This window comes from Deltaproteobacteria bacterium (assembly GCA_016875395.1).
Taxonomy (GTDB): Bacteria; Myxococcota_A; UBA9160; order UBA9160; family UBA6930; genus VGRF01.
Genome location: VGRF01000017.1, coordinates 1 through 25,839 on the forward strand (window position 1 = coordinate 1; position 25,839 = coordinate 25,839).

Consider the following 25,839-nt stretch of genomic DNA (forward strand, 5'->3'; position numbering starts at 1 on the left):
ACACCGTCCGTCCGCACTCGAGCCTCGGCAATCTCACGCCGGCAGAGTTTGCCGCGCGAGGTCGATCAACAGAGCAACCAGGGGCCGTTCTCTAGAGACCGTTGGTCCGAGAAATGCCAGCAGGTCAGACCTAGTGAAGATCCGCATCGAGACCGACGCGCGAACAACGCTGAATCCAAGGGACGCGAAGAACCAGACGCAGTCGGGCATCTTTGGGCTCCGTCTACCGAGAACCTTCCGCGGTGTCGGTCGCGCGGACTACTAGACCGGCGCCTTCTCCCCCTCGCCCAGCGTCAGGGGCTCCACGCCGTCCGCGGTCACGAGCACGGTGTGCTCGAACTGCGCGGAGAGGGAGCCGTCGGCGGTGACCGCGGTCCAGCGGTCTTCGAGGATTTCCGTCTTCCAGTGACCGAGGTTGATCATCGGCTCGATCGTGAAGGTCATGCCGGGCGCGAGGCGCTCGCCGCTGTTGGGCTTGCCGTAGTGAAAGATCGTCGGCGCGGTGTGGAAGATCTTGCCGGTGCCGTGGCCGGTGAACTCGCGCACGACGCCGTAGCCCTGCGCTTCGGCGAACTGCTGGATCGCGAAGCCGATGTCGCCCGTGGTGCCGCCTGGCCTAACAGCTCGGATGCCGAGCCACAGCGCGTGGTAGGTGTCGGCGACGAGGCGGCGCGCTTTCGGCGCGACGTCGCCGACGAGGAACGTGCGCGAGCTGTCGCCGTGGTAGCCGTTCAGCTTCGGCGTCACGTCGACGTTCACGATGTCGCCATCTCGCAGGATCGTCTTGGCGTCCGGGATGCCGTGGCAGACGACGTCATTGATCGAGATGCAGCTGCAGCGCGTGTAGGGCGGATGGCCGTAGCCGAGCGTGGCGGAGACGGCGCCGTGGTCGCGCGTGAACTCGTCGATGAAGTTGTCGATCGAGAGCGTGTCGAGGCCGGGGCGGATCCGCTTCGCCACTTCGTCGAGGAGCCGGCCCGCGAGCCGGCCTGCCGCGCGCATCTGCTCGATCTCGTGCGGCGCGAGCAGCGGAATCACACCACTGCGACCGCGCGGCGCGGATTCTTGCTTCTGCTTGCCTCGACCCAAACGCATGCGACTTCCCTAAGGCGAAGGTTGACCAACATAGCGGCGTGATGACGCCCGAGGCTGAGCCGCGCCCGGTCGGCCTCGAGGTCAACGCGCTAGCGAAGCCGAGCCGAGCTCAACCGGGACGCCGCGCCTCTTCTCGCAGCTGCGCGATCAGGAACGCGCGCATCTCGCGCGCGGGCACGATGGATTCGAGCGAGCCCACATCTTTCGCGCGCTGAACGGAGTGGATGCGGTCGAACTCCTCGGCGAGCTCGGCCTGCTTCTCGAGGCGCACCTCTTCGAGCACTTTCTCGAAGCGCGCACGCGCCTCCTCGCTCGCGTTGCGGCCGGGCTGCGCGGCGCGCACGCGCGGGTCGGCGGCGGCACGGGCGCGCACGTCGCGCGCGAACACCACCGCGGCCGCGGGCCCGCCGCCGATCACGCTCGCGAACGAGCCTTCGAGCGCGGAGGCGCGCAGGCGCGAGTTCAGCGCACGCGAGAACACGACGTAGGCGCCGCCGTGGTAGCGAGACACGACCATGAAGGAGATCGGGCCGTCGAAGTTCACGACCGCGCGCGCGATCTCGGCGCCGTACTCGAGCTGCAGCTTGCGCATCGACTCGGGCGAGCCGTCGAAGCCTGACAAGTTCGCGAGGATCACGACGGGGCGGTTGCCGCTCGCCGCGTTGAGCGCGCGCGCGACTTTCTTCGAGGAGAGCGGGAAGAGCGTGCCGCCGGTCCAGGTCGACGGACCGTCGGGCGGCCGATAGCCCTCTCTCGTCAGGGACGTGCTCTCGATGCCGATCAGGCTCACTGCCTGCCCGCCGAGATGCGCGTCCCACACGATCGCGGTCTCTGCGCCCACCCACGCGCGCCAGCGCTCGAGGTGCGGGCTGTCTTGGTCGATCAGCGCGGCCATCACCGGGCGCATCGCGAAGGGGCGCTTGCGACCGGGGTTGGTGGCGTCGTCGAAGATCTCGCCCACGCGCGCGAAGTCGCCGCCCGGCGTCGCGGTGGCGCCGGCGTCGCGCGTGTCGGGGTCGCTCGTGCGCTGCGCGCGCGGCCCGCGCTCACCGGGCACGACGTACGTGAAGCGGTAGTGCTCGAACAGGATGCGATACGCGTCGCGGATGTCGGTGGCGTAGTACTGGCCCTCGCCGTTCGGGCCCATGATGCGCTCGAAGCCGCCGATCGCTTGCTCGTCCTCGGCGCTGACGGCGCCCGAGGCTTCGAGCGCCGCGCGGCCCGTCAGCACCATCGACGCGCCCGGCGTCATGATCAGCGCGCCGCGCGTGTGCATCAGCATCGTCGCGAGCGAGTCCCAATAACTCTGCGCGCCGACGTTCACGCCCGTCACGATCACGTGGATGGCGCCGCCTTGCTGCGTGAACTCGATGATGCGGCGCACGACGCGCGCGGTGGCGTCGAGATTATCCGTACCGCTGTCCATCGCGATGCGCGCGCCGCTCGACACCGGCACCCACTCCACGGGGATGCCGCGCTGCTCGGCGAGATCGATCGCCGCGACGATGCGGCTGCACTCCTCGGGGCCGAGCGAGCCCATGCCGAGCGTCGGGTCCGAGAGCACGAGCACGCGCGACATGCCATCGGGCACCTTCTCGGTGGGCGTGCTGACGACGCCGAACACGATCGCGCAGTCGTTACGGCCGTAGGGGCGCGCGACGGGCGCGGCGGCACCGCTCGCGTCGAGATCCCATTCCTCGAAGGTGCCCACGGGCAGCTCGCCCTCGCCCGCGGCGTCGCCGTGCGAGCCCGTCAGCATCCGGACGATCTCGTACGGGTAGACGAGCCGGCGGCGGCGCGCGTCGACGACTTTGCGCTCGTACGCCGAAGCGACGCGCAGGGCGCCGGTGCGCGGCTCGCGCATCTCGAGCGTGAGGTTCGAGCCGGTGAGATTCGCGATCACCAGCTCGCGCGGCGTCGCAGGCTCGTCCGGCTTCGCGCGGTCGAGCGTGCGCAAGCGCACGATCACCTTCTCGAGCCCGAGGTTGCGCGTCGCCGGCGCGAGCTTGCGCGAGAGGCGATCGGCGAGGCTCGCTTCGAGCACGATTTCGGGCGCGAGGTAGATCGCGATGCGGTTCCACTGCAGGCGCCGCTGCGGATCGCGCAGCGCGAGGTGGTTGCGCAGCGCGCGCGTCGCCTCGAAGAACATGTGCTCGAACGCGGGCACGTGCAGCGCCGCCTCGCGGCCCGGATCGGGCGAGCGCGAGCGCAGATCGCCGAGCACGAACATGCGCTCGTCGCTCGCGTCCTCGCGGCTCTTGCCCCAGAACGCGTAGAGGCCCTCGCTCGCGGGCAGGCGCTCGAGCGCGAAGTTCACGAGCCGCCCGAGGTCGACGCGCTTTGCCGCCTCGGGGTGGAGGCCGTGCAGGCTCGCGTCTTCGGCGAAGCCGTTCGGCGTGGGCACGAACGTGAAGTGGAGATCGGGGCCGCTGGGGCGGACGAGCGTGACCGTGACGCGCCCCGCGGCGAGCGAGCCCGCGAGCACGGGCGTAACGACTGCGGCGACGTCCGGCGCTTCCTCGTCTTCACCGAGCGCGGCGAACAGCTCGAGCGCGAACACCGCGGGCCAGTCGTGACTCTCGCGCGACGACTCGGCGGCGCGCACCACCACGCGCAGCGTGTCGGCGAGATCCGCAAGCGACGCGGTCGCCCCCAACACCACGCGACCCCCCGCGAAGTCCATGCGCTCTATCCAGCGCCCCGACTCGCGGAACGAGACCTGCGCGATCGCCTCCTCGGGCGCGTAGGCGCGCTGCAGCTGCGCGGCGAGCGCGATCGCGCGGCGGCGCGGATCGGCGTCGGCGATCCACGCGCCCACGCGGTCGAACGTCGCGCGCGGCACGCCGGCGAGATCGAGCAGCACTTCCGCCGGCGGCGCGGTCGGCTCCGCCTCCGCGGCGTCGAGGTAGGCGTTCACCTGCTTGCTCGTGCGCTCGGCGAGGCGCAGCGCTTCGGGCTGCTCGAAGATCACGTAGCGCGCTTCGATCGCGGCGTCGGCGACGGCGTTCGAAAGCAGGCCGCGCATGCCCGCGAGCAGATCGAGCGCCGCGGCGAGGCGCGCATCTTGCGCGAGCGGCACGCCGTGGCGCGCGAGCGAAGCCGCGCGGCGCAGCATCGCCAGCGCGAGGCGGTCGCGCAGCTCGGGCTGCTGCTGCGAAGCGAGCAGGCGCAGCACCGCGCGCTCGAGCGCGTCGCTGTGATCGATGCTCTCGACGCCGTAATGAGCGAGCGCCGCTCGCACGAGATCGAGGAACTCCGCGGCGATGCCGGCGCCGCCGGCGCGCGTGCGCCGCGCGAACATGCGCATGCGCGCGTCGTTCGAGGGCCCGAGCTCGCCGGAAACCGACGCAGCGGGCGAGCGAATGAAGAGCCGCGCGACATCGGCGGTGAGCGAGAGCTCGTGACGAATCTCGGCGAGCTCGGCGTAGAACGGGTCGGGGAGGCCATCGGGCAGCGCCGCCTCGAGGAACTCGGCGAGCTTGTCGGCGCGCGCGGGGTTCACGTCGTAACCGAGCAGTGCACGGCGCGCCTCGTCGCGGATCGCGGCGATCGCGCTCCGGCGCTGCGGCGGCTGCGCGTTCGCCGCGGCCTCGAGGTCGGGCGCCCCGAGCGGGTCGCCGCCCTTCTCGCGGAAGAGCGGCGCGAGCGGATCCGCGATGTCGGGCAGCGCGAGCCGCGCGACGCTCGGCGCACTCGCCGCGCCCGCCTCGTCCTTCTTCGGCTCGATCACGAGCAGCACGTCGCCGGCCGCGACCTTCGCGCCCTTGCGCACGAGCACTTCCGTAACAACTCCGCTGACGGGCGCGTCGAACGCGACCTCCATCTTCATCGCTTCGAGCAGGCCGATCGTCTGGCCAGCGGTCACCGTGTCGCCCGGCTGCACGTGCACCGCGACGACCATCGCGGGCGCCGCGGCGCGCACTTGGCCCGCCGACTGCTCGTCGAAGCGGAACGCGCGCCCCTCGAGCTCGACGCGCAGGTTCGCCCCGCCCACGTCGTAGAGCACGCGGAACACGCGCTCGCCGAGCTGCAAGCGCGCGGTGTGCTCGCCCTCTTCGCGCAGGCCCGCTGCGAGCGCGTGGCCATCGAGATGCACGCGGTATCGCCAGCCGCCGATCGCGTAGATGTCGAGGCGGTACTGCTCGCCGCCGAAGCCGAGGTCGATCTGCTGCCCGCTCGAGACGGGCACGCGATCCGCGGCGAACGCGGCCTCGGCGTAGAAGTTGAGCCGCGCCTGCGCGCGCGCGGCCTGATAAGCGAGGATGCCCGCGGCGACCAGCGCCGGCGCGGCGAGCTCGTCGTTGCGCTCGCGCGCGAGTCCGAAGCGATCGAGCCAAGTCGTGTCGACCGCGCCCTTGCGGTAGTCGGCGTGGTCGAGGATCTCGGCGAGCCAGCCCTTGTTGGTCGCGCCGCCCTCGACGACGAGGTCGAAGTCGTCGAGCGCGGACGCGAGCCGCGCGCGCGCTTCTTCGCGATCGGCGCCGGTCGCGATCACCTTCGCGATCAGCGAGTCGAACGCGGCGGGCACCGTGCTGCCCTGCACGTAGCCCGTGTCGACGCGAATGCGCGGACCGAGCGCGGGATCGAAGCGCGCGATGCGGCCGGGCGCGGGCAGGAAGCCCTGATCGGGGTCTTCGGCGCACACGCGCGCCTCGATCGCCCAGCCGTGCTCGCGCAGCTTCACGCCCGCGAGCGACTCGCCGCGCGCGATGCGGATCTGGATCTGCACCAGATCGAGGCCGGTCAGCTCCTCGGTGATGCCGTGCTCCACCTGGAGCCGCGGATTCATCTCGAGGAAGTAATAACTCTCGCCCTCGACGAGGAACTCGACGGTGCCGACGCCTACGTAGCCGACGTGCTTCGCGACTTTCGCGGCGCACGCTTCGAGCGCGCTGCGCACTGCGGGCGAGAGCCCCGGCGGCGGCGCTTCCTCGAGCACCTTCTGGTGGCGCCGCTGGACCGAGCAGTCGCGGCAGCCGACCGCGAGCACGTTGCCGTGCGCATCGCCCGCGATCTGCACCTCGATGTGCCGCCCGCCCGTGACCTTCGCCTCGATGAAGAGGCGCCCGTCGCCGAAGGCGTTCTTCGCCTCGGAGCTCGCGGAACGAAACGCGGGCGCGACCTGATCGAGCGAGTCGACGACGCGTATGCCGCGCCCGCCGCCGCCCGCGGAGGCCTTGATCACGACCGGCAGGCCGATCTCGGTCGCCCAGCGCTCGGCGTCCGCTTCGTTCTCGACGACGCCCTTGCTCCAAGGTGTCACGGGCACGCTCACGCTCTCGGCGAGGTGCTTCGAGCCGATCTTGTCGCCGAGGGCGCGCATCGCGTCGGGCGAGGGGCCGAGGAAGCGAATGCCCTCGCGGTTCAGGCGCTCTACGAACGCGGGGTGCTCGGAGACGAATCCCCAGCCTGGCCACACCGCGTCGGCCTCGGCCTTGCGCAGCGCCGTGATCAGTCCGTCGTGATCGAGATACGCCGCGACTTCGCCGCGCGGCGCCGGCATCGCGATCGCGAGGTCGGCGTGGCGCACGAACGGCGCGTCGCGATCGATCTCGGTGTAGAGCGCGACGGCGAGAATCTCCGCGCCTTCCTGTGCGCGCAGCGCCTTCACCGCGCGAATGCAGCGCATCGCGGCTTCGCCGCGATTCACGATCGCGAGGCGGCGGATCGGCTGGATGCGCGTCACGATGCGAGCCTCACGCTCTCGGCGCCGAGCGCGCACGCGAACGCGACGAAGCGCCCGTGATGGGAGAGCGAGAGATCGGCGCGCGCGGGCTCACCGCGCACGCACAGCACGGGGATGCGCCCGCGCTTCGCGACCGAGAGCTCGCCCGCGTCGGCGCCGAGCTGCGCGGCGAGCGCGCCGCACGCGAACGCGCGCGCTTCCGCGGAGGCGTCGTCGCTCGCGAGCTCCCTGACGCCGCGCGCGGCGGACTCCGCGCTCGCATCGTCGCTCGCGAGCGCGTGCACCCACTCCGCGCGCTCCTCGACGAACAACGCGAAGCGACGCTCGCCGTGCGCCACGCTGCCGCGCTCGCGCGACAGCAGCGTCACCTCGAAGCGCGAGGGCGCCCACACCGTGGCGCGGTCGAGCTTCTTCGCGGCCTTGTAGGCCGCCTCCTTCGCGGCCCACAGCACCCAGCGCACGCGCTGCGTCGCATCGCCTGCGATCAGCGCGCGCTCGCGCTCGCAGAACACGCGCGCGTCGAAACGCGGATTCTGCGCGCCCGGCTGCGTGCCGCGGTGCGCGAAGTCCACCACGTCATTGCCGAGCATCGAAGTGTTCCTTCTCGAGCTCGGCGAGCTTCGCCGTGACTTGGCGCGCGATGTCGAGCGAGCCGCGCAGGCCGCTCTGATCGCTCTTCGGCTCGAGCACGGCCATGCGCCCGCGGAAGACTTCGCCGCGCGCCGGCGCGTCCGTCATGCCGTGCTGGCCGTCGCCGCGCAGGTAGAGGCACAACACGCGGCAGCCCGGCACCGACGAAACGATGCGGCCGATGCCGTACGCCGCGTTCTCCACCTCGACACGCCCGCTGCGCGAGCGCGCGCCTTCGGGGAACACCATCACCGCTTCACCGCTCTTCAGCAGGTACTCCACCTTGTCGAGCACGAGCGCGACTTCCTTGCGGTCGGAGCCGCGCCTGATCGGAACGCACTTGAGCACGTACGTGAGCAGCTGCTTCCACCACGTCGACGCGAAGTGCACGCGCTCGGGCGTGTTCCACGGAATCGACGAGAAGTGACGCAAGTAGAAGAGCGAGTCGCCGAGCGCCCAGCCGATCACGAACGAATCCAGCATCGTCAGGTGATTCGCGCAGATCAGCAGCGGCGCGTGCGACTGGGTGCGCAGCTCGCGGTACTGACGGCGCAGCTCGGCGGCGTTCGCGACGCGCCAGCGGAACGCGAACGCCATCAGGCTGACGAAGATCGGGATCCACAGCGGCGAGAGGGCGCGCGACACCGCCCGCTGCACACGCAGCGCACGCACGTCGCTCGCAGCCAGGCCTTCCGCCAACGCGAATGCCGGCTAGAGCTTCTGCGAGATCAAGCCGACGCAGTCGCCGATCGTGTTGACGGTGTCGACGTCTTCGTCGGCGATCTCGATGTCGAACTCGTCCTCGAAGGCGAGCACGACGTCGACGAGACGCGCCGAGTTCACCTTCAGGTCCTCGAGGATGTTCGTCGCCGCGCTCGCGCTCGAGAGCGCGGCCGCGTCCTTCACGTACGGCGTCAGGATCTTGATCACGCGCGACTGAATCTCACTGGCCTGCATTCGTTCTCCCCTTGGTTGAGCGCCTGGGACTAGTCATTCCACTTGCGCAGCACGAGGGCGGCGTTCACGTCGCCGAAGCCGAAGCCCGCCTTCATGATCGTGCGCAAGCCGGGAAGCGTTCTCGTTTCGTGCGGAATCGACGCCGCGAAGGGCGCGATCTCGGGGTGCACGTCCTCGCAGTTGATCGAGCCGTGCACGTAGCCGCCGCGCAGCATCAACACGGCGGCGATCGACTCCAGCGCGCCCGCGGCGCCGAGCGTGTGGCCGATCAGCGACTTGGTCGACGTGATCCACGGGAAGCTCTCGGGGCCGCGGCCGAGCGCCGCGGACCACGACGCCACCTCGCGCGGATCGGCCCCGGTCGCGGTGAGGTGGCCGCTGATCGCGTCGACCTCGCTCGTCGCGATGCCGGCGTCGGCGATCGCGGCGCTGATGCAGCGCCTCACACCTTCGGGGTTCGGCGCGGTCATCGAGCCGCCGCCGCGGTGCCCGCCGCAGTTCGTCGCGGCCCCTAACACCTCGGCGTGAATGCGCGCCCCTCGTGCGCGAGCCGCGTCGAGACTCTCCACGATCACGACGCCGGCGCCCGCGCCCGGGATGAAGCCGCCCGCGCTCGCGGAGAGCGGCCGGGACGCCGCCTCGGGCGCGTCGTTGTGCTTGCGGTTCAGTACGCGCATCGCATCGAAGCCGGCCCAGTTGTACGGCGTCGGCACTTCGGCGCCGCCGCACAGCATGCGCTCCGCGAGGCCCGCGCGGATGCGCTCCACGCCCATCGCGATCGCCTCGGCGCCGGTCGCGCACGCGCTCGAGTTCGTCGTCACCTGGTTGCCGAGCGCGAGGATCCCGGACACGCGCGCCGAGAGGCCGCTCGCCATCACCTGCTCGACCGAGGTCGAACCGAGGCGCTTCACCTTGTTGTCGTTCACGAGCGGCACCACGCGGTCGCCCACCGTGTCCATGCCGCCGATGCCGGTCCCGAGCACCGCGCCGGTGTCCCAGTTCACGTGCTCGTCGCCGAACTTCGGGCGAGGCAGCCCCGCGTCGGCCCACGCTTCCACGCTCGCGATCGCCGCGTAGCGATGGATCGCGTTCATCGCGAGCAGCTCTTCCTCGGTGAAGAGCGACTTCGCGAGCTCTTCGACGCCCTCGGGCACGCCGCCCACCGTGCAGGCAAAGCCGTGCTTCACCATGAAGTCGACGGTGCGCAGGCCGCTCTTGGTCGAGCGGAGGGCGGCGTCGAACGCGCCGAGGCCGTTCGCGTTGGGCGCGATCACGCCCATGCCCGTGACCACGACGCGCCGCTTCATCGCGCGACTCCCATGCCCGACAGCTGCCCCGAGCACACGATGCGCCCATCCGCGCCGCTCATCGTGGCCTCGACCTTGATCTTGCGGCGGCGATAGAAGAGCACGCGCGACTCGGTGGTGACGACGTCGCCAGGGCGCACGACGCCTGAGAAGTCCACTTGCGCGTCGGTAAAGAACGTCTGGTACGTCGCGGCCTCCGCGTCGTCGAACTCGGCATAGAGGCGTTGAAGCGCGATCGGCACGACGCCGCACTGCGCCATCGACTCGATCAAGAGCACGCCAGGCGTGACTGGGTTGCCAGGGAAGTGCCCGCGATAGAAATCCGCCTCGGGTCGCCAGCGATAGCGGCCGACCGCGCGCTCCTCGCTCAGCTCCAACAATTCGTCGACGAAGCGGAACGGCTCCTGCTGCGGCACGCGCGCGAGCGCTTCGGCGGTCGTGAGCTTCCTACCCACCGTACATCCCTCCGTTCACGTGGATGACGGTGCCGTGCACGTAGCTCGCCTTGGTCGCGAGCCACGTAACAACTTCCGCGACTTCCTCCGCAGTCCCCATGCGCGCCATCGGGATGCGCCCGAGGATGTGCTGCTTCACTTCCGCGGGCAGCTCGTGCGTCATCTCGGTGTCGATGAAGCCGGGCGCGACGGAGTTCACGCGGATGTTCCGGCCCGCGACTTCCTGCGCGAGCGACTTGGTCAGCGCGTCGAGCCCGGCCTTCGCCATGGTGTACGGCGCTTGCCCCGGGTTGCCCGTGTGCCCGACCACGCTCGAGATGTTGATGATGCGCGCGTCGTCGCTGCGTATCAGGAAGCGGCGCAGCGCGACCTTCGTGAGATACCAGGTGCCCCGTTCGATCGCGGCGACGGCGTCGTAGTCCTCGAGCTTCATCGTGACCATCGGCGCGTTCACGTTGAAGCCGGCGTTGTTCACGAGCACGTCGAGGCGGCCGGCCTTGTCCTTGAGCTCGGCGATCAGCGCGTCGATCTGCGCGGAGTCCGCGAGGTCCGCCTTCAGTAGGAACGCCTCGCTCCCGCACTTGTCCGCGATCGCGCGCGCCTTCTCCTCGCTGGAGCGGTAGTGCACTGCGACGCGAAAGCCGGCGCCCGCGAGCGCGAGCGCGCAGGCGGCGCCGATGCCGGTGCCGGCGCCCGTCACGAGTGCGACGCGCGCGTCGCTCACGCCGCGGCTCCGAACCGAAGCAGCGCCCGCGCCCAGGTGAGACCGCCGCCGACCACGACCGCCGCGAGATCCGCGCCCGCCGGCACCTTGTCCCAGTGCTGCGAGATCACGGTGGGACAGCTCGCGCCGCCGGTGTTGCCGAACCACTCGACGTTCGAGAAGTGCCGCTCGGGCTGAACGCCGCAGCGCTGCGCCACTTGCTCGAGCACCCGCAGATTGGCCTGATGACCGACGAAGTAGAGCGGCCGATCGCCGCCTTCTTCCGCGAGCTGCTCCTTCAGCTTCTCGTAGCCCTCGCGCGTGCGCTTGATCGCGAACATCTGCACTGCGCGGCCGTCCTGTGAGAACACGCTCGTGCGCCGGATCAGCACCTTGTCCGCGCCGCTCGGATCCGACGCCACTGCCGGCCACAACGCCTCGACGCGCGCGGGCACCTTGGTCGAGATCACCGCCGCGGCGGCGCCGTCGCCGAAGAGCACCGCGGAAGAGCGGTCCGAGTAGTCCATCGCCGACGTGAGCTGCTCGGTCTGCGTGATCAGGATGAACTCCGGCAGTTTCGCCGGATCCATCAGCGACAAGTTGTAGAGGTGCATCAGGAACGTGGAGCACGCGCTGTTCACGTCCCAGCACGGCGCCTCGATGCCGAGTTGCTTCGCGACGAAGCTCGCTTCGGCGGGGCACAAGATGCGCGGCGCCGAGCTGCCCGAGATGACGAGACCGATCTGCTCGCGCGTCACGCCTGCGCGCTGCATCGCCATCTCGGCGGCGCGCTGCGCGAGGTCCGCGTTCGTGTAGAGCAGCGCGCTCTCGGCCTCGCGCACGTCGCGATTCTTCGTCGCCGCGAGGTACTCGAGCGGCAGCGCGCTGCGCCGCTCGCGGATGCCCACGCGCTCGACGATCCAGTCGTCGTTCGTCCCGATGTCGAGCGACTCGAGGAACTTGTTCGTGATCACCACCTCCGGGTGGAAGTGGCCCATGGCGTGGATGTAGAGGCTCACGTGGTGCTCCCCGCGATGCGCTCGCCGCCGTCGATGCGGATCACCGTGCCGTTGATCCACGCCGCTTCGGGCAGGCATAACAAGTAGAGGACGTTCGCGACGTCGGGCGGCGTGGTGATGCGGCGCAGCGGATTGCGCAGCCGCGAGTGCGCCTTCAGCCGGTCGCTGCCGGGAATCGCTTGCAGCGCGGGCGTGTCGGTGACGCCGGGCTGCAGCACGTTGCAGCGAACCCCGTGCGGGCCGAACTCGGTCGCGATCGAGCGCGCGGTCGCCTCGAGCGCGACTTTCGCCGCCGACACCGCGGCGTAGCCTTTCCACGCGACTTCGTTGCCCTCGCTCGTCAGGCCGAACACGCGCGCATCGGCGGCGAACTGCCCGCGCTGGAAGATGTCCTGCACCCAGTCGAGCAGGCTCGTGCCCATGCAGTGAATCGTGCGCGCGAAGTCTTCGGCATCGAGCAGCGAGTGCGTCGGATACGCGGGCGCGGTCGAGAGCTCGGCGAGCTCGTCGAAGCCTTCGCTCGCGAGCTTGTCGACGGCGCCCGCGAGCGCCTCCTTCGCGACGCCGAGCGACTCCGCAAGCTTCGCCACCGCGAGCCCGGCCCCGGGCTTCGCCACCTCCGGCACGATCAGCTTCAGGTTCCCGAACGCGATCGAGTGGAGGAGCATCTTCACGCGCCCGCTCGCGCCGAGCTGCTCGCCGAGCTGGCCGAGAATTCGGCCGCGCACTTCGGCGTCGAGTGCGTCGTCGTTCTCGATGATCAGCTTCACGCCCGTCGCACGCAGCTTCTCGAACTCGGGCTCGATGCGTTTCATCGCGCCGCGGCGGTCGCGGTGGACGATGCAGAGGTTCATGCCGTGCGCCGCGAGCTTCTGCGCGGTCGCGAGGCCGAAGCCGCTCGATCCGCCGAGGATCACGCCCCAGTCATCGCCGGAGAAACGTCCGGACATTGCTCCCTCCGCCTGCGCTGCCGCGATCCCTCGCGCGAGCCGGCCGGCTCCGCCGCGAATCCGCGCATTTTGACCCGAAGTCAGGCGCGAAGAGGCGGGAGATTTGCCGAGGCGACTCGCGTGTCAACCAGCTCGCGAGCAGAGCAAGCTGCGTACCCGCCCGCACCCGCGCGCCCAAACGAGCGCGACGATACGAGAAGGCCCGCGGAACTTCTCGGGTTTTTGCACACGTTGTGGCCCCGAGCGCCTGCTGTCGGTGCGCCTCCAGGGAGCACGGCGTGCCCGCGAGGTAGACACGGTGCATCGGCGCCATTTCGTGCCAGACCCCAAATGGCCGCTGGCCGTCAGCCCATCCACGCGCCGTTGTTCGGGTCGAAGGCCTGCCCGGTGAACGAGACGCCGCCGGGGCCGCACAGGAACTCGACGAGCGCGGCGACTTCTTCGGGCTCGCTGATGCGCTGCAGCGGGACGCCGGCGAGCAGCTCGGCCTTGGTGGCGCGGTAGTCCTTGCCCATGCCCTCGCCGATTTCGGTCATGCGGTCGACGGCCATCTGCGTCTCGACCCAGCCGGGGCAGATCGCGTTCACGAGCACCTTCTTGGGCGCGAGCTCCGCCGCGAGCGAGCGCACGAGCCCGAGCTGCCCGGCCTTCGCCGCGCTGTAGGCCGAGATGCCCGCGACGCCGAAGCGCGCGACGCACGAGCTGATCACGATCGCGTGCGTGTAGCCGGCGCTCGCCGCGAGCTGCGCCTCGAACGCGCGCAGCGTGAAGTACGCGCCGTCGAGGTTCGTGCGCACGATTGCGTCCCAGCGGTCGCCGCCGCCGAGATCGTTCGGGCCGCCGATGCCCGCGTTCGCGACCACGACGTGCGGGCGACCGAGCGTACGCGCGACTTCGGCGAAAGCGCCGTCGACCGAGGCGCGCTCCTGCACGTCGCACGGAATCACGCGCGTTTTGCCCTTCGCCTCGCCCGCGACCGCCTCGAGCGTCCCACGCGTGCGCCCGAGCAGCGCGACCGACGCGCCGCACGCAGAGAGGCGCAGCGCGATCGCGCGCCCGATGCCGGTGCCGGCGCCCGTCACCACTGCGACTCGGCGGGAGAGATCGGTCATGAGCGCCTCCGGATTGCGACGATATCCCTGAACGCGAACGGTCGGCTGCACTCAGGCCGGGCCTAGACGCAGCTCTGCGCCGCGCCGCGCCTCGCTACCGCGCCCGGCCCACGATGCCGACTTCTTCGAGAACGCTCGGCAGCTCCGCGAAGCGCGCGACGCGCACGCTGCAGCCTTCGGGCAGCGCTTCGCCGAGGCGGCGGAAGTAGTTCTTGTCGGTGCGACCCTCGACGATCACCACGATGCCGCGGTCGTGCTCGGTACGGATCAGGCGCCCGACCATCTGCTTGAGGTGCAGCAGCATCTTGCCGAGCGTCGCGCGCTCGAACGGCGAGATGCCGCGCTCGAACAGGCGCTGCTCGCGGCGTTTGCGGAGCTCCGTCGGCACCTCGAACGGCAGCTTCTCGATCACGACGGCCTGCAGCGCGTCGCCGGGGATGTCGATGCCCTGCCAGAAGCGCCGCGCGCCGAGCAGCACGCTGCCGCCGTTCGCGAAGCGAGTGATCAGGGCCGTTGGGTCGTCGCCGTCTCTACGCGGTGCGATCACTTCGAGCCCGTCCTCCTTGAGGCGCGCCGCAAGCTCGTCGGCGACGTCGTTCATTCGACGCAGACTCGTGAAGAGGCCGAGCGTTCGGCCGCCGAGCTCGCGAGCGAGCAGCGCCAGCACGTCGCTCGTTTGGCGCACGAGCTCCTCGCCGCCTCCGCGCAGCGCGACGACGCGCATGTGGTCGCGGTAGTTGAACGGGCTCGGCACGCTGATGCGCTGCGCCCGCTCGCCGGCGCGCTCTTCGAGCTCGAGCTCGCCGGTAGCGGCGAACGCGTCGCCTCGCACGAACAGGCTCGCCGACACCGCCGCGAACGAGCGCATCTGGGAGACGAAGCGCTCGTGGAACTCCTTGGCCGGCGACACCGGGCGCACCACGAGCCGCCACGCGTCGAACGGCGCTTCCACGTCCTCCACCATCGCGACGTGCTCGGGCGCTTCGTCGAAGGCGGTGCGCAGCGCGTGGGCCTGCTCGCGCAGATCGTCGGCCGCGCGGCCCACCGCGGGCTCCGGCAGCTCGGGCACCTTGTCCGCGATCGCGTCGAGCGTGTCCGCGATGTGGCGCGCGATGCGCGCAGCGGCGGCGGCGTCCGCGCCGTCGGGCAGCGGAAGCTGCACGTCGCCGTACTCGCCCGCGTGCTCCGAGAGCGCTTTCCCGAGCGCGGTCAGCTCCATGTACAGCTCGCGCCGCCACGCGCGCGCGTCGGCGTCGAGCTCGCGGCGCTCCTTCGGCGGCAGCAGCGCCTCGCCGCGCGGGCGACGCCCACTCGCGGGGCGACCGAACAGGTCGTCGAAGCGCTCCAGCAACGCGTTCGGCTCGACCGCGACGGCGAGCACTTCGTCGACCACGCCGGTGAGCTCGTGCGCCTCGTCGGCGATCGCGTGCGCGAACGCGGGGTAGTCGGGCGGCCAGCGCAATAACAAGTCGTGGTTCGCGACGATCAGGTGCGCCTGCGCGAGCGCTGCGCGGCGGCGGCCGAGCGGGCAGTCGCGCTCCTTAGCGCACTGCTCGCGCGAGCACTGCTCGGCGCGCGCAGCGACCGAGCGCCGCAACAAGTCGCGCAGCACGGGGTACCTGCGCACGAGCGCGCCGGGCACGCTCTGGATCTCGCCGTGCGGGCGCGTCTTCGCGCACGCTTCGAGCACCGCGTACGCGAGGCGGTCCTCGGGGAACATCTGCGGGTCGCTGCCCTCGCTCAGCACCTGCCCGAGACGGCGAGCACACGCATAGTTCGCGCGGCCCTTGATCGAGACGGCGCGCAGCTCGGGGTGACCGAGCATGCGCGCGGCCGCGGGGATGTCCTTCTCGACGAGCTGATCCTGCAGCAGCTTCGTGCGCGTCGAGATCACGACCGGCCCTCGGTCGCCATCGGCGGTCGCGAACGGAATCGCCGCCGCGAGATACGCGAGCGACTTCCCGACGCCGGTGCCGCCTTCCGCCAACAACAACTCGTCGCGCTCGAAGTTCTGCGCGAAGCGGCGCGCCAGCTCGATCTGCCCCTCGCGCACGACGAAGCGCGGGAAGCTGCGGCGCCCGCGCGCTTCGTCGGCGAGCACGGCCGCGATGGCCGCTTCGTCGAACGCGACGGGCTCCTCCTCGCTCGCGCCGATCGCGACGAAGGGCGGCTCGACCCGCACCTCCACCGCGCGCTCGGGCTTCTCGAGCAGCGCGAGCCACGGCGAGTCCGGCGCGAACGCTTCCAGCGCCTCGCGAGCCACCGCGAAGCGCGCCGTGCCGGTGCGCGCGCCTTCACCGGCAGCCGCGATCACGCGCGCGGTGTCGAGCGCGTCGTCGAGCGCGCGATGGCGCTCCTCGGTGCCGAACAGCATGCGCGTGAACGACTCGAGGCGCAGATCGGGCGCGTCGGGGTGCGTCAGCGCGAGCAGGTCGAGCGTGTCGAGGAACTCGGTGTGCGCGAGCGCCGGCTCGACGTAGTGCGAGAGGAACGCGCGCTCGAAGCTCGCGTTGTGCGCGATGATCCTTCGACCTGTCAGGGCCGCGCGCAGCTCGCCCTGCAGCGCTTCGAGCACGGGGGCGCTCTCGAGGTCCGCGTCGTCGAGGCCGGTGAGCCGCTTCACCGGCCGCGGAATCGAGCCGCGCGGCTTCACGAGGCTCGTCAGCGTGACGAGCGGCTCCACGCCGGGATCGACGAGCAGCGCGCCGAACTCGAGGATCTCCGCGCCCGCTTCGACGGCGAGCCCGGTCGTCTCGAGGTCGACGATCGCGATCGGCCCGAGTCGCGACGCGAAGCGCGCGAGAACACCGGGCGCGATCCCTAATGACTCGGGCATCGCCTCGCTGCGCGCGAGGCGCGGCGAATCCGAGGCAGAGCTGTCGCGCGAGGAGCCCATCAGCGCGACACGATAGGCGCGCGATTCAACTCGTTCAGCCGCGAACGACGACCGAGTGCACCCCACGCCGCAATTCGCGCGAGCGGATCAGCGGCGGGCGAAGCCCGCCCGCTGCATCCGCCGAGCACCGAGTCCCGGATGAGCCCGCGCAACCAGGCGCGTGATCAAACGTAAATCCCACCTTTGTAGGCCCGATCCTGGCGAATGATCACGTTGATCAACGCCGGCTTGCCCGACGCCGCCGCGCGCTCGAGCGCGGGGCGGATCTGCTCGGGGCGATCGCAGAACTCGCCGTGGCCGCCGAAGGCCTCGACCACCTTCTCGTAGTGCGTGTAGGCGAGCTCGGTCGCCGCGAGACGATCCCAGCCGTAGATGCTGCCCTGCGGCCGCATCATCTGACCCCACGCCGCGTCGTTTCCGACGATGCCGATGATCGGCAGCTTGTGGCGCACGGCGGTCTCGAACTCGAAGCCGTTGAGGCCGAACGAGCCGTCGCCGTACACGATCACGACGCGCTTGTTCGGGTGCGCGAGCTGCGCCGCGAGCGCGAAGGGCGCGCCCACGCCGAGCGTGCCGAGCGGGCCCGGGTCCATCCAGGCGCCTTCGCGGCGCACGGGCAGGATCTTCGCCGCGGTCGCCACGATGTCGCCGCCGTCGCCGATCACGATCGGATCGTCGAGCGTCGCGAGCCAGTCGCGCACTTCGCGGCACATGCGCTGCGGATCGACCGGCACCTCGTTCGAGTTCAGCGCCGCCTCGACCTTCGCTTCTTCCTTGACCTCGATCGCGCGCAGCTCGTCGCGCCACGCGCTGAAGTCGAGCTGCACACCTTGGTTCTTCATCTCCTCCAGTAACAAGTCGAAGGAGCAGGCGAGGTTGCCGACGAGGCCGACATCGCTCTGGCGGTTCTGGCCGATCAGCGTCGCGTCCATGTCGAGCTGAATGATCTTCGCGTCGGCGGGGATCGTCTTGCCGAACGCGAGCCGGAAGTCGAGCAGCGTGCCGGCGAGGATCACGCAGTCGCTCTTCTTGAGCGCGTCGCGGCGCGAGCGATTGCCGAACTGCAGCGAGTTCGGCGGCACCGTGCCGCGGCCCATGCCGTTCGTGAACGCGGGAATGTGCGTCTCGTTCAGGAAGCGGTTCAGCTCGCCGCTCGCGCGCGACCACTTCACCGACGTGCCGGCCATCACCATGGGCCGCTTCGCGCCGCGCAGAATGTCGAGCGCAGCGCGCACCTCGTTGCGATCGGGCGAGAGGCGCGGCGGCTCGGTCTTGATGCGCGGCACCGGCGCGTCGGCCCACTCGCACTGGCCCATGAACACGTCCATCGGAATCTCGAGGTACGCCGGGCCGGGGATGCCGGAGACCGCGTGGCGAATCGCGAGCTCGATGTACTCGGGGATGCGCTTGGTCTGGTAGACGGCGTCGCAGTACTTCGTGATCGGGCGAACCACGCCGAGGTGATCCATCTCCTGCAGCGAGCCGCGGCGCAGGTTCTCGAAGGGGCCCTGGCCGCCGAAGATCAGAATCGGTGAGTTCGCGCGCCACGCGTTCGCGATGCCGGTGACGCCGTCCGTCACGCCGGGGCCCGCGGTGATCGCGGCGACGCCGATCTTGCCCGGGTTGCAGCGCGCCCACGCGTCGGCGGCGTGCACGGCCGCCTGCTCGTGGCGCACGTCGATCACCTTGATGCCTTCGTCGAGGCAGCCGTCGTAGATCGGCATGATGTGGCCGCCGGAGAGCGTGAAGATCACTTCGACGTTGGCAGCCTTGAGTGCGCGCGCCGCGAGCTTTCCGCCGTGAACGGGCATGGGGACTCCTTGGGAATCGGGCGACGATACAGCGTCGCGACCGATCGCGGCGCAGGGCACGCGCAGTGAGCCGAAGGCGATCGGAGAGTCGAACCTGCAAAAGGAAACCGGCGCTGGGATCGCTCCCAGCGCCGGCTCGAAGTGAGCGCCTAGGCGCTGACTACTTCTTGAACTCGGCGCGGCGGTTCATGCGCCAGGCCGACTCGTCGCTGCCCTGCACGGCCGGCTGCGCCTCGCCGTAGCTGACGGTGTCGATCGTCGCCGACACGCCGCTGTCCGCGAGGTACTGCTTCACCGCGTTCGCGCGGCGTTCGCCGAGGGCGAGGTTGTACTCGTCGCTGCCGCGCTCGTCGCAGTGGCCTTCGACCACGACGCGGCCGAGGCTCATGTTCTTGATCGCGGTCGCGTTGCTCGCGAGCGTCGCCTTCTGGTCGTCGCGAATCACCGACTGGTCGTAGTCGAAGTACACCGCGTCGAGGCCGGCAATCGGCGTCTCCTGGGCGGGCGCTGTGCCGCGATCCTCGGTGAACTCCGTCGGCGCTGCGGTGGCGGTTTCGGTCTTCTTCGCTGCACACGCACCGGTGAACGACACCGACACGATCAGGGCTGCGGTCCACAAGAAACTCTGTACGCGCATGACTTTTCGGAACTCCTGGTGAACCCGGACGATTCTCGCGGCGGGTTGGGTTGAGAGGTGCCGCTGCCGGGGATGAATCGGGCGCGGAAGATGAACGCAGACCCGAAGCGCCGCAAGGGTTTTTTCGTGAGGCGGGTCACGAATTAGGGGGCGTTGCGGGGCCACCTCAGGCCGAATTGCCTGAGTTGCGCCGGCGTTGCCAGCGCGCGAGGGGCGACCCTCAGTGCCCCTCGAACTTGGGCGGGCGCTTCTCGAGGAATGCGCGGACACCCTCCTTGTAATCCTCGCTGTCGAAGCACTCCTGGATCGACGCGCGGATGGCCTCGCGGTCGCGCTGCCCAGGGTCGCGGGCGAGCTCGCGGCTGATGCGCTTCACGCTGCGCACGGTGAGGGGTGCGTTCGCGGCGATCTGGGCCGCGATCTCGCGCACCCGCGCTTCCAGCTCGGCCTTCGGAAAGACCGCGTTCACGAGCCCGAGTCGCAATGCATCTTCCGCGCGATACCTGCGCGCCGTAAAGAAAATCTCGCGCGCGGTGCTGGGGCCGACGAGCTGCGTCAGCGCCTCGATGCCGCTGGCGTGGTAGCCGAGCCCGAGCCGGGCCGCGGGGATCGCGAAGACCGCGTCGTCGGCGCAGTAGCGGAGGTCCGCCGCGAGCGCGGTCGCCACGCCGCCGCCCACGCAGAAGCCGTGAATCATGGCGATCACGGGCTTGCTCACCGCCCCGAGCGCCCCGAACGCGCGCTGCGTGCCGTCCTCGTACACCTGCGCCGCCGCGCCGCCCGTTCGCCGCGACTCGAACTCGGAGATGTCCGCGCCCGAGATGAAGGCCACTTCCCCGCTGCCGCGCAGCACGATCACGCGCACCGCCGGGTCCGCGTCGAGCTTCACGGCCGCGTCCGCGAGCTCCGCCCACATGTGCGCGGAGACGGCATTGCGCCGCTCGGGGTGGTCGATCGTGATCCAGGCGAGCGGGGCTTCGAGTTGGCTGAGGATTCTTCCGGGCATCGTGGCTCCGAAGGGTCGAGGTTCAGCTTCTCTCCTTGTGTACTTCGCTCGCCTTCACCTCGCTGCGTCGCACGCACGTCGAGCTGTCCAAAGGGAGCCACGAGTCGCGACATCGCTGGAATGAACCTCGCTGTCGAACGCTCCTCCTGAGCATGTCGGCCGAGGCCGCAAGCGGAGCGCGCAGCAGCGGCCGAGTCTTCGAGGCCGATGCGAAGTCAACGTGGAGAAAGCGCGCCTCTCCCAACTCCGTAACCTGCACCCATGCAGGTACTCCTACGCCTCTCCGGTGAAGTCTCGACGAAAGCGCGCGAGACGCGGTGGCGTTTTGTGTCGCAGCTGCTGCGCAACCTGCGCGATGCCCTGCGCAGCGAGGGCATCGCGTACACGCTGGTCCGCAAGCACGACCGCATCTTCGTCGAGCTCGCCGATGCGCGCGGCGCGGAGGTGCTGGCGCGCTTGTTCGGCGTGCAGTCGGTGTCGGTCGCGATTCGCGGGCCGGGAAAATCGCTCGAAGAGATCGTCGCGCGGGGCGAGCAGGTGTTCGCCGAGAAGGTCCGTAACAAGCGCTTCGCCGTGCGCGCGCGGCTGGTCGGCAAACCGAAAGATCTCGGCTTCAGCTCGCGCGACCTGCTGATCCAGCTCGGTGCGAAGCTCGGCGCGCACGCGTTGCGCGTCGACCTCGACACGCCCGAGGTCACCGCGTCGGTCGAAGTACACGAGGGCCATGCGTACTTCTTCAGCGAGTCGTTCGGCGGCGAGGGCGGCCTCCCGCTCGGGACGGAGGGGCGCGCGCTCGCGCTCGTGTCCGGCGGCTTCGACTCCGCCGTCGCCGCGTGGCAGATGATGCGCCGCGGCCTCGCGCTCGAGCTCGCGTTCTTCAACCTCGGCGGCCGCTCGCACCGCGCAGGCACGCAGCGCGTGATGCACGCGCTCGCGACGCGCTGGGCCTACGGCACGCACCCGCGCCTGCACTGCGTCGACTTCGACGCCGTCTCGCGCGATCTGCAGGAGAAGACCGAGCCGCGCTATTGGCAGGTGATCCTGAAGCGCTTGATGCTGCGCGCCGCGGACGCGCTCGCGCGCGAGCTCGCGTGCCCGGCACTCGTTACGGGCGAAGCGTTGGGTCAGGTCTCGTCGCAGACGCTGGTGAACCTCGCGACGATCAGCGCGGCGACGCAGCTGCCGATCCTGCGCCCGCTCGTCGGCGCGAACAAGGACGAGATCATCGACCTCGCGCACCGCATCGGCACCGGCCCGATCTCCGCGACGGTCGCCGAGTACTGCGCGCTCGTGCCGCGCCGCCCCGCGACCGCCGCGACTCTCGCGGCGGTGGAGGCCGAGGAGGCGAAGCTCGATGCGACGCTGCTCGCGCGGGCAGTCGCGACTCGCGAGATCGTCGACGTGCGCGACGCGGATCCCGAAGCGAGCGCGCTGCCCGAGCTGGCGGTCGAGGCGATCCCGCCGGGCGCGGTCGTGATCGACCTGCGCTCGCGCGACGAGTTCAAGCAGTGGAGTCTCGCGGGCTCCGTGCAGCTCGACTTCGCGCGCGCGCTCGAAGCGCTGCACGCCTTCTCGGGCGAGCAGCGCTACGTCGCGGTGTGCGCGTTCGGCCTCAAGAGCGCGCACCTCGCCGAGCTGATGCGCAAGCAGGGCCTCGACGCGTACCACTTCCGCGGCGGCACCGCCGCGCTGAAGAACTGGGCGGAGCGGGCCACTCCTTAGGCGCCGCCGTTGTTCGCTCCCGCCGAGAACACCTCGCCGCGCGCGCGCAGTGTGACGCGGCAGCTGATCGCGAGCAGCGGGCGGCGCGGGCTGCCACCGCGCGACTCGCTCGGTGCGAACGCGGCGTCGAGCTGCGCAAGCTCGGGGCGCGCGTTCGCGGTGCGCTTCGCGACTTCGCGCGCGAGCTCGCCCGCGATGAAGAGCGGCGGCAGCGGCTCGTCGTCGCACCACGTCTCGCCCGTGAGCAAGTCGATGCGCAGCGCGCCCTCGCCGAGAGCGAGGAGCGCGTCGTAGTCCTCGCGCAGCTTCCAGCCGAGGAAGCTGCGCGCCAGGTCGTGCGCGAGTTCTTGGAGCGCGGCGGGCGCGGGCATCGCCACTTCATCGGTCGGCGCAGCGCCACTTGTTACGCCCGCGCGAAGTAGAGCCAGTTTTCTTCGCTACGGGCGTCGACGCCATTTGCGAACGCGATGCGCTCGACCTGCACATCGGCGAACACCGCGCGCAGCTCCGCCTCGAAGCGTGGGCTCGCGGCGAACGACCACACGCCGAGCACGCCGCCGGGCGCGAGCCAGCGCTTTGCGACGGCGAGGTTCTCCGCGGCGTAGAACGAGTCGCTGCTCGGGCCGAGGCGCTCTTCGGGCGAGTGATCCACGTCGACGAGGATCAGGTCGTAGTGACTCGTCGGCTCGGCGAGCAGCAGCGCGTAGGCGTCTCCGCGCTCGGCGGAGAAGCGCGCGTCGGCGCGCAGCTCGCAGGCGAGGGGCACGAGGCCGCGCGAGTGCCAGTCGAGCACCGGCGCGAGCAGCTCGACCACGCGCACGCTCGCAACGCGCGGCGACGCGAGCAGCTCGTGCGCAGTGGCGCCGAGCCCGAGGCCGCCGACGAGCGTGCGCAGCGCGGGGCCGCCGTGCAGCGCGACCGCGCGCGAGGCGAGCGCGCGCTCGGAGGCGGTAGTCGCGCTGCTCATCAGGAACTCGTGGTCGAGCGAGAGCTCGACCGCGCCTGCGCGATCGCGCAGCCAGATCAGCCCGATTTCGGTCTCTTCCGCCGCGAGCACCTCGAAGTCGAGGCTGCTCACGAGCGCAGCGTTTCGGCGCGCAGCGCGGGCAGGCCGTCGAGGCTCCGCGTGTTGTTCGCGAGCTGGTACTCGCGCAGGCCGTCCGCGCCCTTGCGATCGACCCACGCGTCCAGCTGCTTGCGGTCGGCCTCGAAGCGCATCAGCGGAACGCCGTAGCCGCACGAGTCGGCGATGCGAGAGAGCGCGATGCGAATCACGGCGCGCACGCCCTCGCGCGGCGGGAACTTCGCCGCGAGCCCTGCGAAGTCGGCGTCACCCGGCTCGACCACGCCCGCGCGACCTTGCAGGCGCGCGATGCGCGGCGGGCCCTCGAACGCGCAGAGCATCAGCGTGATGCGCCCGTTCTCGCGTGCGTGCGCGATCGTCTCGGCGCCGCTGCCCACGAAATCCAGGTACGCGACTTCGCGCGGGCCGAGGATCGCGAGCGAATCGAGGCCCTTCGGCGAGAGGTTCACGTGGCCACTCGCGGCGAGCGGCGCGCTCGCCACGAAGAACATCTTCTGCGCGCGGATCCATTCCGCGAGCGCGTCGTCGATCCCATCGAACTTCTTCGCCATGCGCACCTCGCTTCGGAGGCGCGAGCGTAGGCGATGGCGGGAGCGCCGATCGTGCCGGGCCCAGAGCCGCGGGACTCCCCGCCTCTGCGCTACGGCGTCTCGGGCGCGGCCTCGCGCTGCGCGCGGCGCTCGCGCATGCGCTCGGCGGCACTGCGCAGGTCGCGCAGCAGCTTGTCGCGCTGCTCGGGGCTGTGCGCGCCGAATTTCTCGTCGACCAGCGCGCGCTGCTCGGAGTCGCTGAGCGCGCCGAACTTCTCGAGCCGCGTGCGCATGCGACCGCGCTCGCGCGGCGACATCTCGCGCCACTCCTGCGCCTGCCGGAAGAAGGCGCGGCGTTCTTGCGGCGACATCTCGCGCAGGCGCTGCCGCATCTCGGGATTCCGCAGCGCCTCCGGCAACTCACGCGGGCGGCGGCGCAGCGCATCGACCTGTTCGCGGCGCTCGTGCTCCGAGTTGCGCTCGAAGTCGCGGAAGAAATCCAGGCGCTCGCTCGGAGGCATGCGGCGCAGCTTGCGCAGCACCACGCGCCGCTCGGCGTGGCTCAGCTCGCGGAGTGAACGATCGAGGCGCGGCGGAAGCTCGCGGCCGTCTCGGAGCGGGCGAATCACGCGGCCCGCTCGGGGCTCCGCCGCATTCCCGCGCACGTCGCCGCGCGGTCCCGCAGCGGCATCGCCTTCCTGCGCGCGCAGCGGCTCCGAGAGCGCACCGAGCATCAACGCGCCGGCGAGCGCGATGCGTGCGATGGAGACGAGCCCGCGCATCAGGACGCCCCCGCCTCGAGCGCGTCGAGCGCACCCAGCACGTCGAGTACGCCTACCACGCCTGCATCTTCGAGCGCGAGCGACGCAAGCGCGGCGTGCTCGTCCTCGTTCATCTCGACGAGCAGCGTGAGCGGGCCGCCCTCGATCTCGATTTCTTCGACGGGCTCTGCAGCGATCTCCGTCTCGGCGAATTCGGCCTCGAGATCGATTTCACTCGGGTCTGACTGCTCGCCGAGTGCGTCGGCTGCGATCGACTCGGGTGCGCTCGGTGCAGGCGTCGCGGACGCGATCTTCTGGGTGGGCGGCGCGCTCACCGGCTCGCTTTCCTCCGTCGGCGCCGCCTCCGGTGTCGTCTCCTTGGCGATCTCGGCAGGCGCTGCGGTGTCCTCGGCTGGCGTGCTCGGCTCGCTCGCGCGCGGAGGCGTCGCATCCGCGACTTGCGGCGAATCGCTGCGCTGCTCGAGGCCCGCGTCGGGAAGCCCGATCACGACTGCGAGCGCCGCCGCAGCCGCTGCGGCGAAGCCCGCGCCCCAGGCGCGCAGGGAGATGCGCGGGCGCCGCGGCGCGCCGCCGCGGAGAGCGCTGAGCTGCGGGCGAGCGTGCGCGTCGGCGTCGAGCTTGGCTTGCAGCCGCGCGCGCAGGTCGGCCGGAACCGGCCGAGCCGGAATCGCGCGCAGCGCCGCGTCCACGCGCGCAAGCTCCTCGAGCCGCGCCGCGAGCGCTGGGTCGCGCGCGATCTCGTCGCGCAGCGCGCGCTCTTCGGCTGCGCTGAGCGCGCCATCGAGCAGCGCGCAGAGTTGTTCGTCGCGAGCGGTCGTCATCGGGTCACCCCGCGTAGAGCCACAGGCTTCGGCGCCTCGGTCAGCTTCTCACGCGCGCTCGCCAGCTGCTCTGCGAGCGCGACGCGCGCGCGATGCACGAGCGCCTTCACCGAGGACTCGCTCGTTTCGAGCGCCTGCGCGACTTCGGCGTAGGGCAGCCCCTCGACCGCCGCGAGCCACAGCGCCGCGCGCTGCCGCTCGGGCAGCTTCTGCAGCGCGGCCTCGACCTCGCTGCCTTCGCGGCGCGCGTTCACGATCTCGTCCACGGGCGATTCCTCCGCGGCCAGCTCGAGCGGCGCCCCCTCGCGCTCGGCGTCGGTGCTGTCGTGGGGCGCGCGGCGGAAGGGACGCCGCAGCTCGTTGCGCGCCACGTTCGAGGCGATCGTGTAGAGCCAGGTCGAGAACTTCGCGTCGGGCTCGTAGCGCGAGCGCGCGCGATGGACGCGCAGGAAGGTCTCCTGCACCAGCTCCTCTGCGACCGCCGTGTCTCTCACCATGCGCTCCAGGAAGCGGAGGAGCTTGCCGGCCCAGCGCTCGAACAAGGCCTCGAAGGCCGCGTCGTTGCCGCCGCGGAACGCGAGCATGAGCCGCACGTCCTCGTCGTGCACTGCGTCGCGTCCTCCGCCCACAGCCTGC

At 70.8% G+C, this 25,839-nt stretch carries 22 protein-coding genes; 1 reads left to right on the forward strand and 21 read right to left on the reverse strand.

From position 1 onward, the window contains the following. Positions 1-261 precede the first annotated feature (261 nt). From map to FJ091_13655, 15 genes are all read right to left on the reverse strand, one after another. A complete protein-coding gene (gene map / locus FJ091_13585) occupies positions 262-1,095 on the reverse strand; it encodes a type I methionyl aminopeptidase (protein ID MBM4384383.1) in 834 nt (277 codons plus the stop codon). 109 nt (positions 1,096-1,204) lie between these two features. Further along, positions 1,205-6,781: an ATP-grasp domain-containing protein gene (locus tag FJ091_13590; GenBank protein MBM4384384.1), complete on the reverse strand. Its 5,577-nt coding sequence runs from the start codon at positions 6,779-6,781 to the stop codon at positions 1,205-1,207. Continuing rightward, positions 6,778-7,371 carry a 4'-phosphopantetheinyl transferase superfamily protein gene (locus FJ091_13595; protein MBM4384385.1) on the reverse strand — a complete coding sequence of 198 codons (594 nt, stop codon included), beginning with the start codon at positions 7,369-7,371 and terminating at the stop codon, positions 6,778-6,780. The genes FJ091_13590 and FJ091_13595 overlap by 4 nt, the downstream gene beginning before the upstream one ends. Next, the gene (locus FJ091_13600; GenBank protein MBM4384386.1) at positions 7,358-8,110 is read right to left on the reverse strand and encodes a 1-acyl-sn-glycerol-3-phosphate acyltransferase; all 753 of its coding nucleotides are present in this window, start codon (positions 8,108-8,110) and stop codon (positions 7,358-7,360) included. Before FJ091_13600 ends, FJ091_13595 begins: the two co-directional genes overlap by 14 nt. 12 nt (positions 8,111-8,122) lie before the next feature. Continuing rightward, positions 8,123-8,368 carry an acyl carrier protein gene (locus tag FJ091_13605; protein MBM4384387.1) on the reverse strand — a complete coding sequence of 82 codons (246 nt, stop codon included), beginning with the start codon at positions 8,366-8,368 and terminating at the stop codon, positions 8,123-8,125. Positions 8,369-8,397: 29 nt separating this feature from the next. Then, positions 8,398-9,675: a beta-ketoacyl-[acyl-carrier-protein] synthase family protein gene (locus FJ091_13610; GenBank protein MBM4384388.1), complete on the reverse strand. Its 1,278-nt coding sequence runs from the start codon at positions 9,673-9,675 to the stop codon at positions 8,398-8,400. Then, positions 9,672-10,130 carry a beta-hydroxyacyl-ACP dehydratase gene (locus FJ091_13615; protein MBM4384389.1) on the reverse strand — a complete coding sequence of 153 codons (459 nt, stop codon included), beginning with the start codon at positions 10,128-10,130 and terminating at the stop codon, positions 9,672-9,674. The genes FJ091_13610 and FJ091_13615 overlap by 4 nt, the downstream gene beginning before the upstream one ends. Next, on the reverse strand, positions 10,123-10,890 hold the full coding sequence (locus FJ091_13620) for a 3-oxoacyl-ACP reductase FabG (GenBank protein MBM4384390.1): 768 nt from the start codon (positions 10,888-10,890) through the stop codon (positions 10,123-10,125). The genes FJ091_13615 and FJ091_13620 overlap by 8 nt, the downstream gene beginning before the upstream one ends. Beyond that, positions 10,851-11,930, reverse strand: a complete 1,080-nt coding sequence (locus FJ091_13625) for a ketoacyl-ACP synthase III (GenBank protein MBM4384391.1) — start codon at positions 11,928-11,930, stop codon at positions 10,851-10,853. Before FJ091_13625 ends, FJ091_13620 begins: the two co-directional genes overlap by 40 nt. Beyond that, positions 11,849-12,802, reverse strand: a complete 954-nt coding sequence (locus FJ091_13630) for an SDR family oxidoreductase (GenBank protein ID MBM4384392.1) — start codon at positions 12,800-12,802, stop codon at positions 11,849-11,851. Before FJ091_13630 ends, FJ091_13625 begins: the two co-directional genes overlap by 82 nt. Positions 12,803-13,146: 344 nt before the next feature. After that, positions 13,147-13,914 (reverse strand): SDR family oxidoreductase, encoded by a 768-nt coding sequence (locus tag FJ091_13635; GenBank protein ID MBM4384393.1) that lies wholly within the window; start codon positions 13,912-13,914, stop codon positions 13,147-13,149. Between the two features lie 94 nt (positions 13,915-14,008). Then, the gene (locus tag FJ091_13640) at positions 14,009-16,810 is read right to left on the reverse strand and encodes a hypothetical protein (protein MBM4384394.1); all 2,802 of its coding nucleotides are present in this window, start codon (positions 16,808-16,810) and stop codon (positions 14,009-14,011) included. A 164-nt stretch (positions 16,811-16,974) separates the two neighbouring features. Beyond that, complete coding sequence (locus FJ091_13645; GenBank protein ID MBM4384395.1) at positions 16,975-18,621, reverse strand: acetolactate synthase; 1,647 nt, start codon at positions 18,619-18,621, stop codon at positions 16,975-16,977. Positions 18,622-18,781: 160 nt separating this feature from the next. Next, positions 18,782-19,258, reverse strand: coding sequence for a peptidoglycan-associated lipoprotein Pal (pal, locus tag FJ091_13650; GenBank protein MBM4384396.1), 477 nt, complete (start codon positions 19,256-19,258; stop codon positions 18,782-18,784). Positions 19,259-19,478: 220 nt separating this feature from the next. Beyond that, positions 19,479-20,264 (reverse strand): enoyl-CoA hydratase/isomerase family protein, encoded by a 786-nt coding sequence (locus FJ091_13655; GenBank protein MBM4384397.1) that lies wholly within the window; start codon positions 20,262-20,264, stop codon positions 19,479-19,481. A gap of 261 nt (positions 20,265-20,525) precedes the next feature. Here FJ091_13655 and thiI point away from each other — a divergent pair, with 261 nt between their 5' ends. After that, positions 20,526-21,986: a tRNA 4-thiouridine(8) synthase ThiI gene (gene thiI / locus FJ091_13660; protein MBM4384398.1), complete on the forward strand. Its 1,461-nt coding sequence runs from the start codon at positions 20,526-20,528 to the stop codon at positions 21,984-21,986. Here thiI and FJ091_13665 read toward each other — a convergent pair. The 6 genes from FJ091_13665 to FJ091_13690 all read right to left on the reverse strand — a co-directional run bounded on the left by FJ091_13665 (position 21,983) and on the right by FJ091_13690 (position 25,811). After that, a complete protein-coding gene (locus tag FJ091_13665) occupies positions 21,983-22,357 on the reverse strand; it encodes a hypothetical protein (protein ID MBM4384399.1) in 375 nt (124 codons plus the stop codon). The genes thiI and FJ091_13665 overlap by 4 nt on opposite strands. A gap of 32 nt (positions 22,358-22,389) precedes the next feature. Further along, positions 22,390-23,064 carry a spermidine synthase gene (locus tag FJ091_13670; protein ID MBM4384400.1) on the reverse strand — a complete coding sequence of 225 codons (675 nt, stop codon included), beginning with the start codon at positions 23,062-23,064 and terminating at the stop codon, positions 22,390-22,392. Next, complete coding sequence (locus FJ091_13675) at positions 23,061-23,621, reverse strand: pyridoxamine 5'-phosphate oxidase family protein (protein MBM4384401.1); 561 nt, start codon at positions 23,619-23,621, stop codon at positions 23,061-23,063. The genes FJ091_13670 and FJ091_13675 overlap by 4 nt, the downstream gene beginning before the upstream one ends. 89 nt (positions 23,622-23,710) lie before the next feature. Further along, on the reverse strand, positions 23,711-24,382 hold the full coding sequence (locus FJ091_13680; protein ID MBM4384402.1) for a DUF3106 domain-containing protein: 672 nt from the start codon (positions 24,380-24,382) through the stop codon (positions 23,711-23,713). Continuing rightward, on the reverse strand, positions 24,382-25,203 hold the full coding sequence (locus FJ091_13685) for a hypothetical protein (protein ID MBM4384403.1): 822 nt from the start codon (positions 25,201-25,203) through the stop codon (positions 24,382-24,384). The genes FJ091_13680 and FJ091_13685 overlap by 1 nt, the downstream gene beginning before the upstream one ends. After that, positions 25,200-25,811, reverse strand: a complete 612-nt coding sequence (locus tag FJ091_13690; protein MBM4384404.1) for a sigma-70 family RNA polymerase sigma factor — start codon at positions 25,809-25,811, stop codon at positions 25,200-25,202. Before FJ091_13690 ends, FJ091_13685 begins: the two co-directional genes overlap by 4 nt. Between the last annotated feature and the right edge of the window lie 28 nt (positions 25,812-25,839).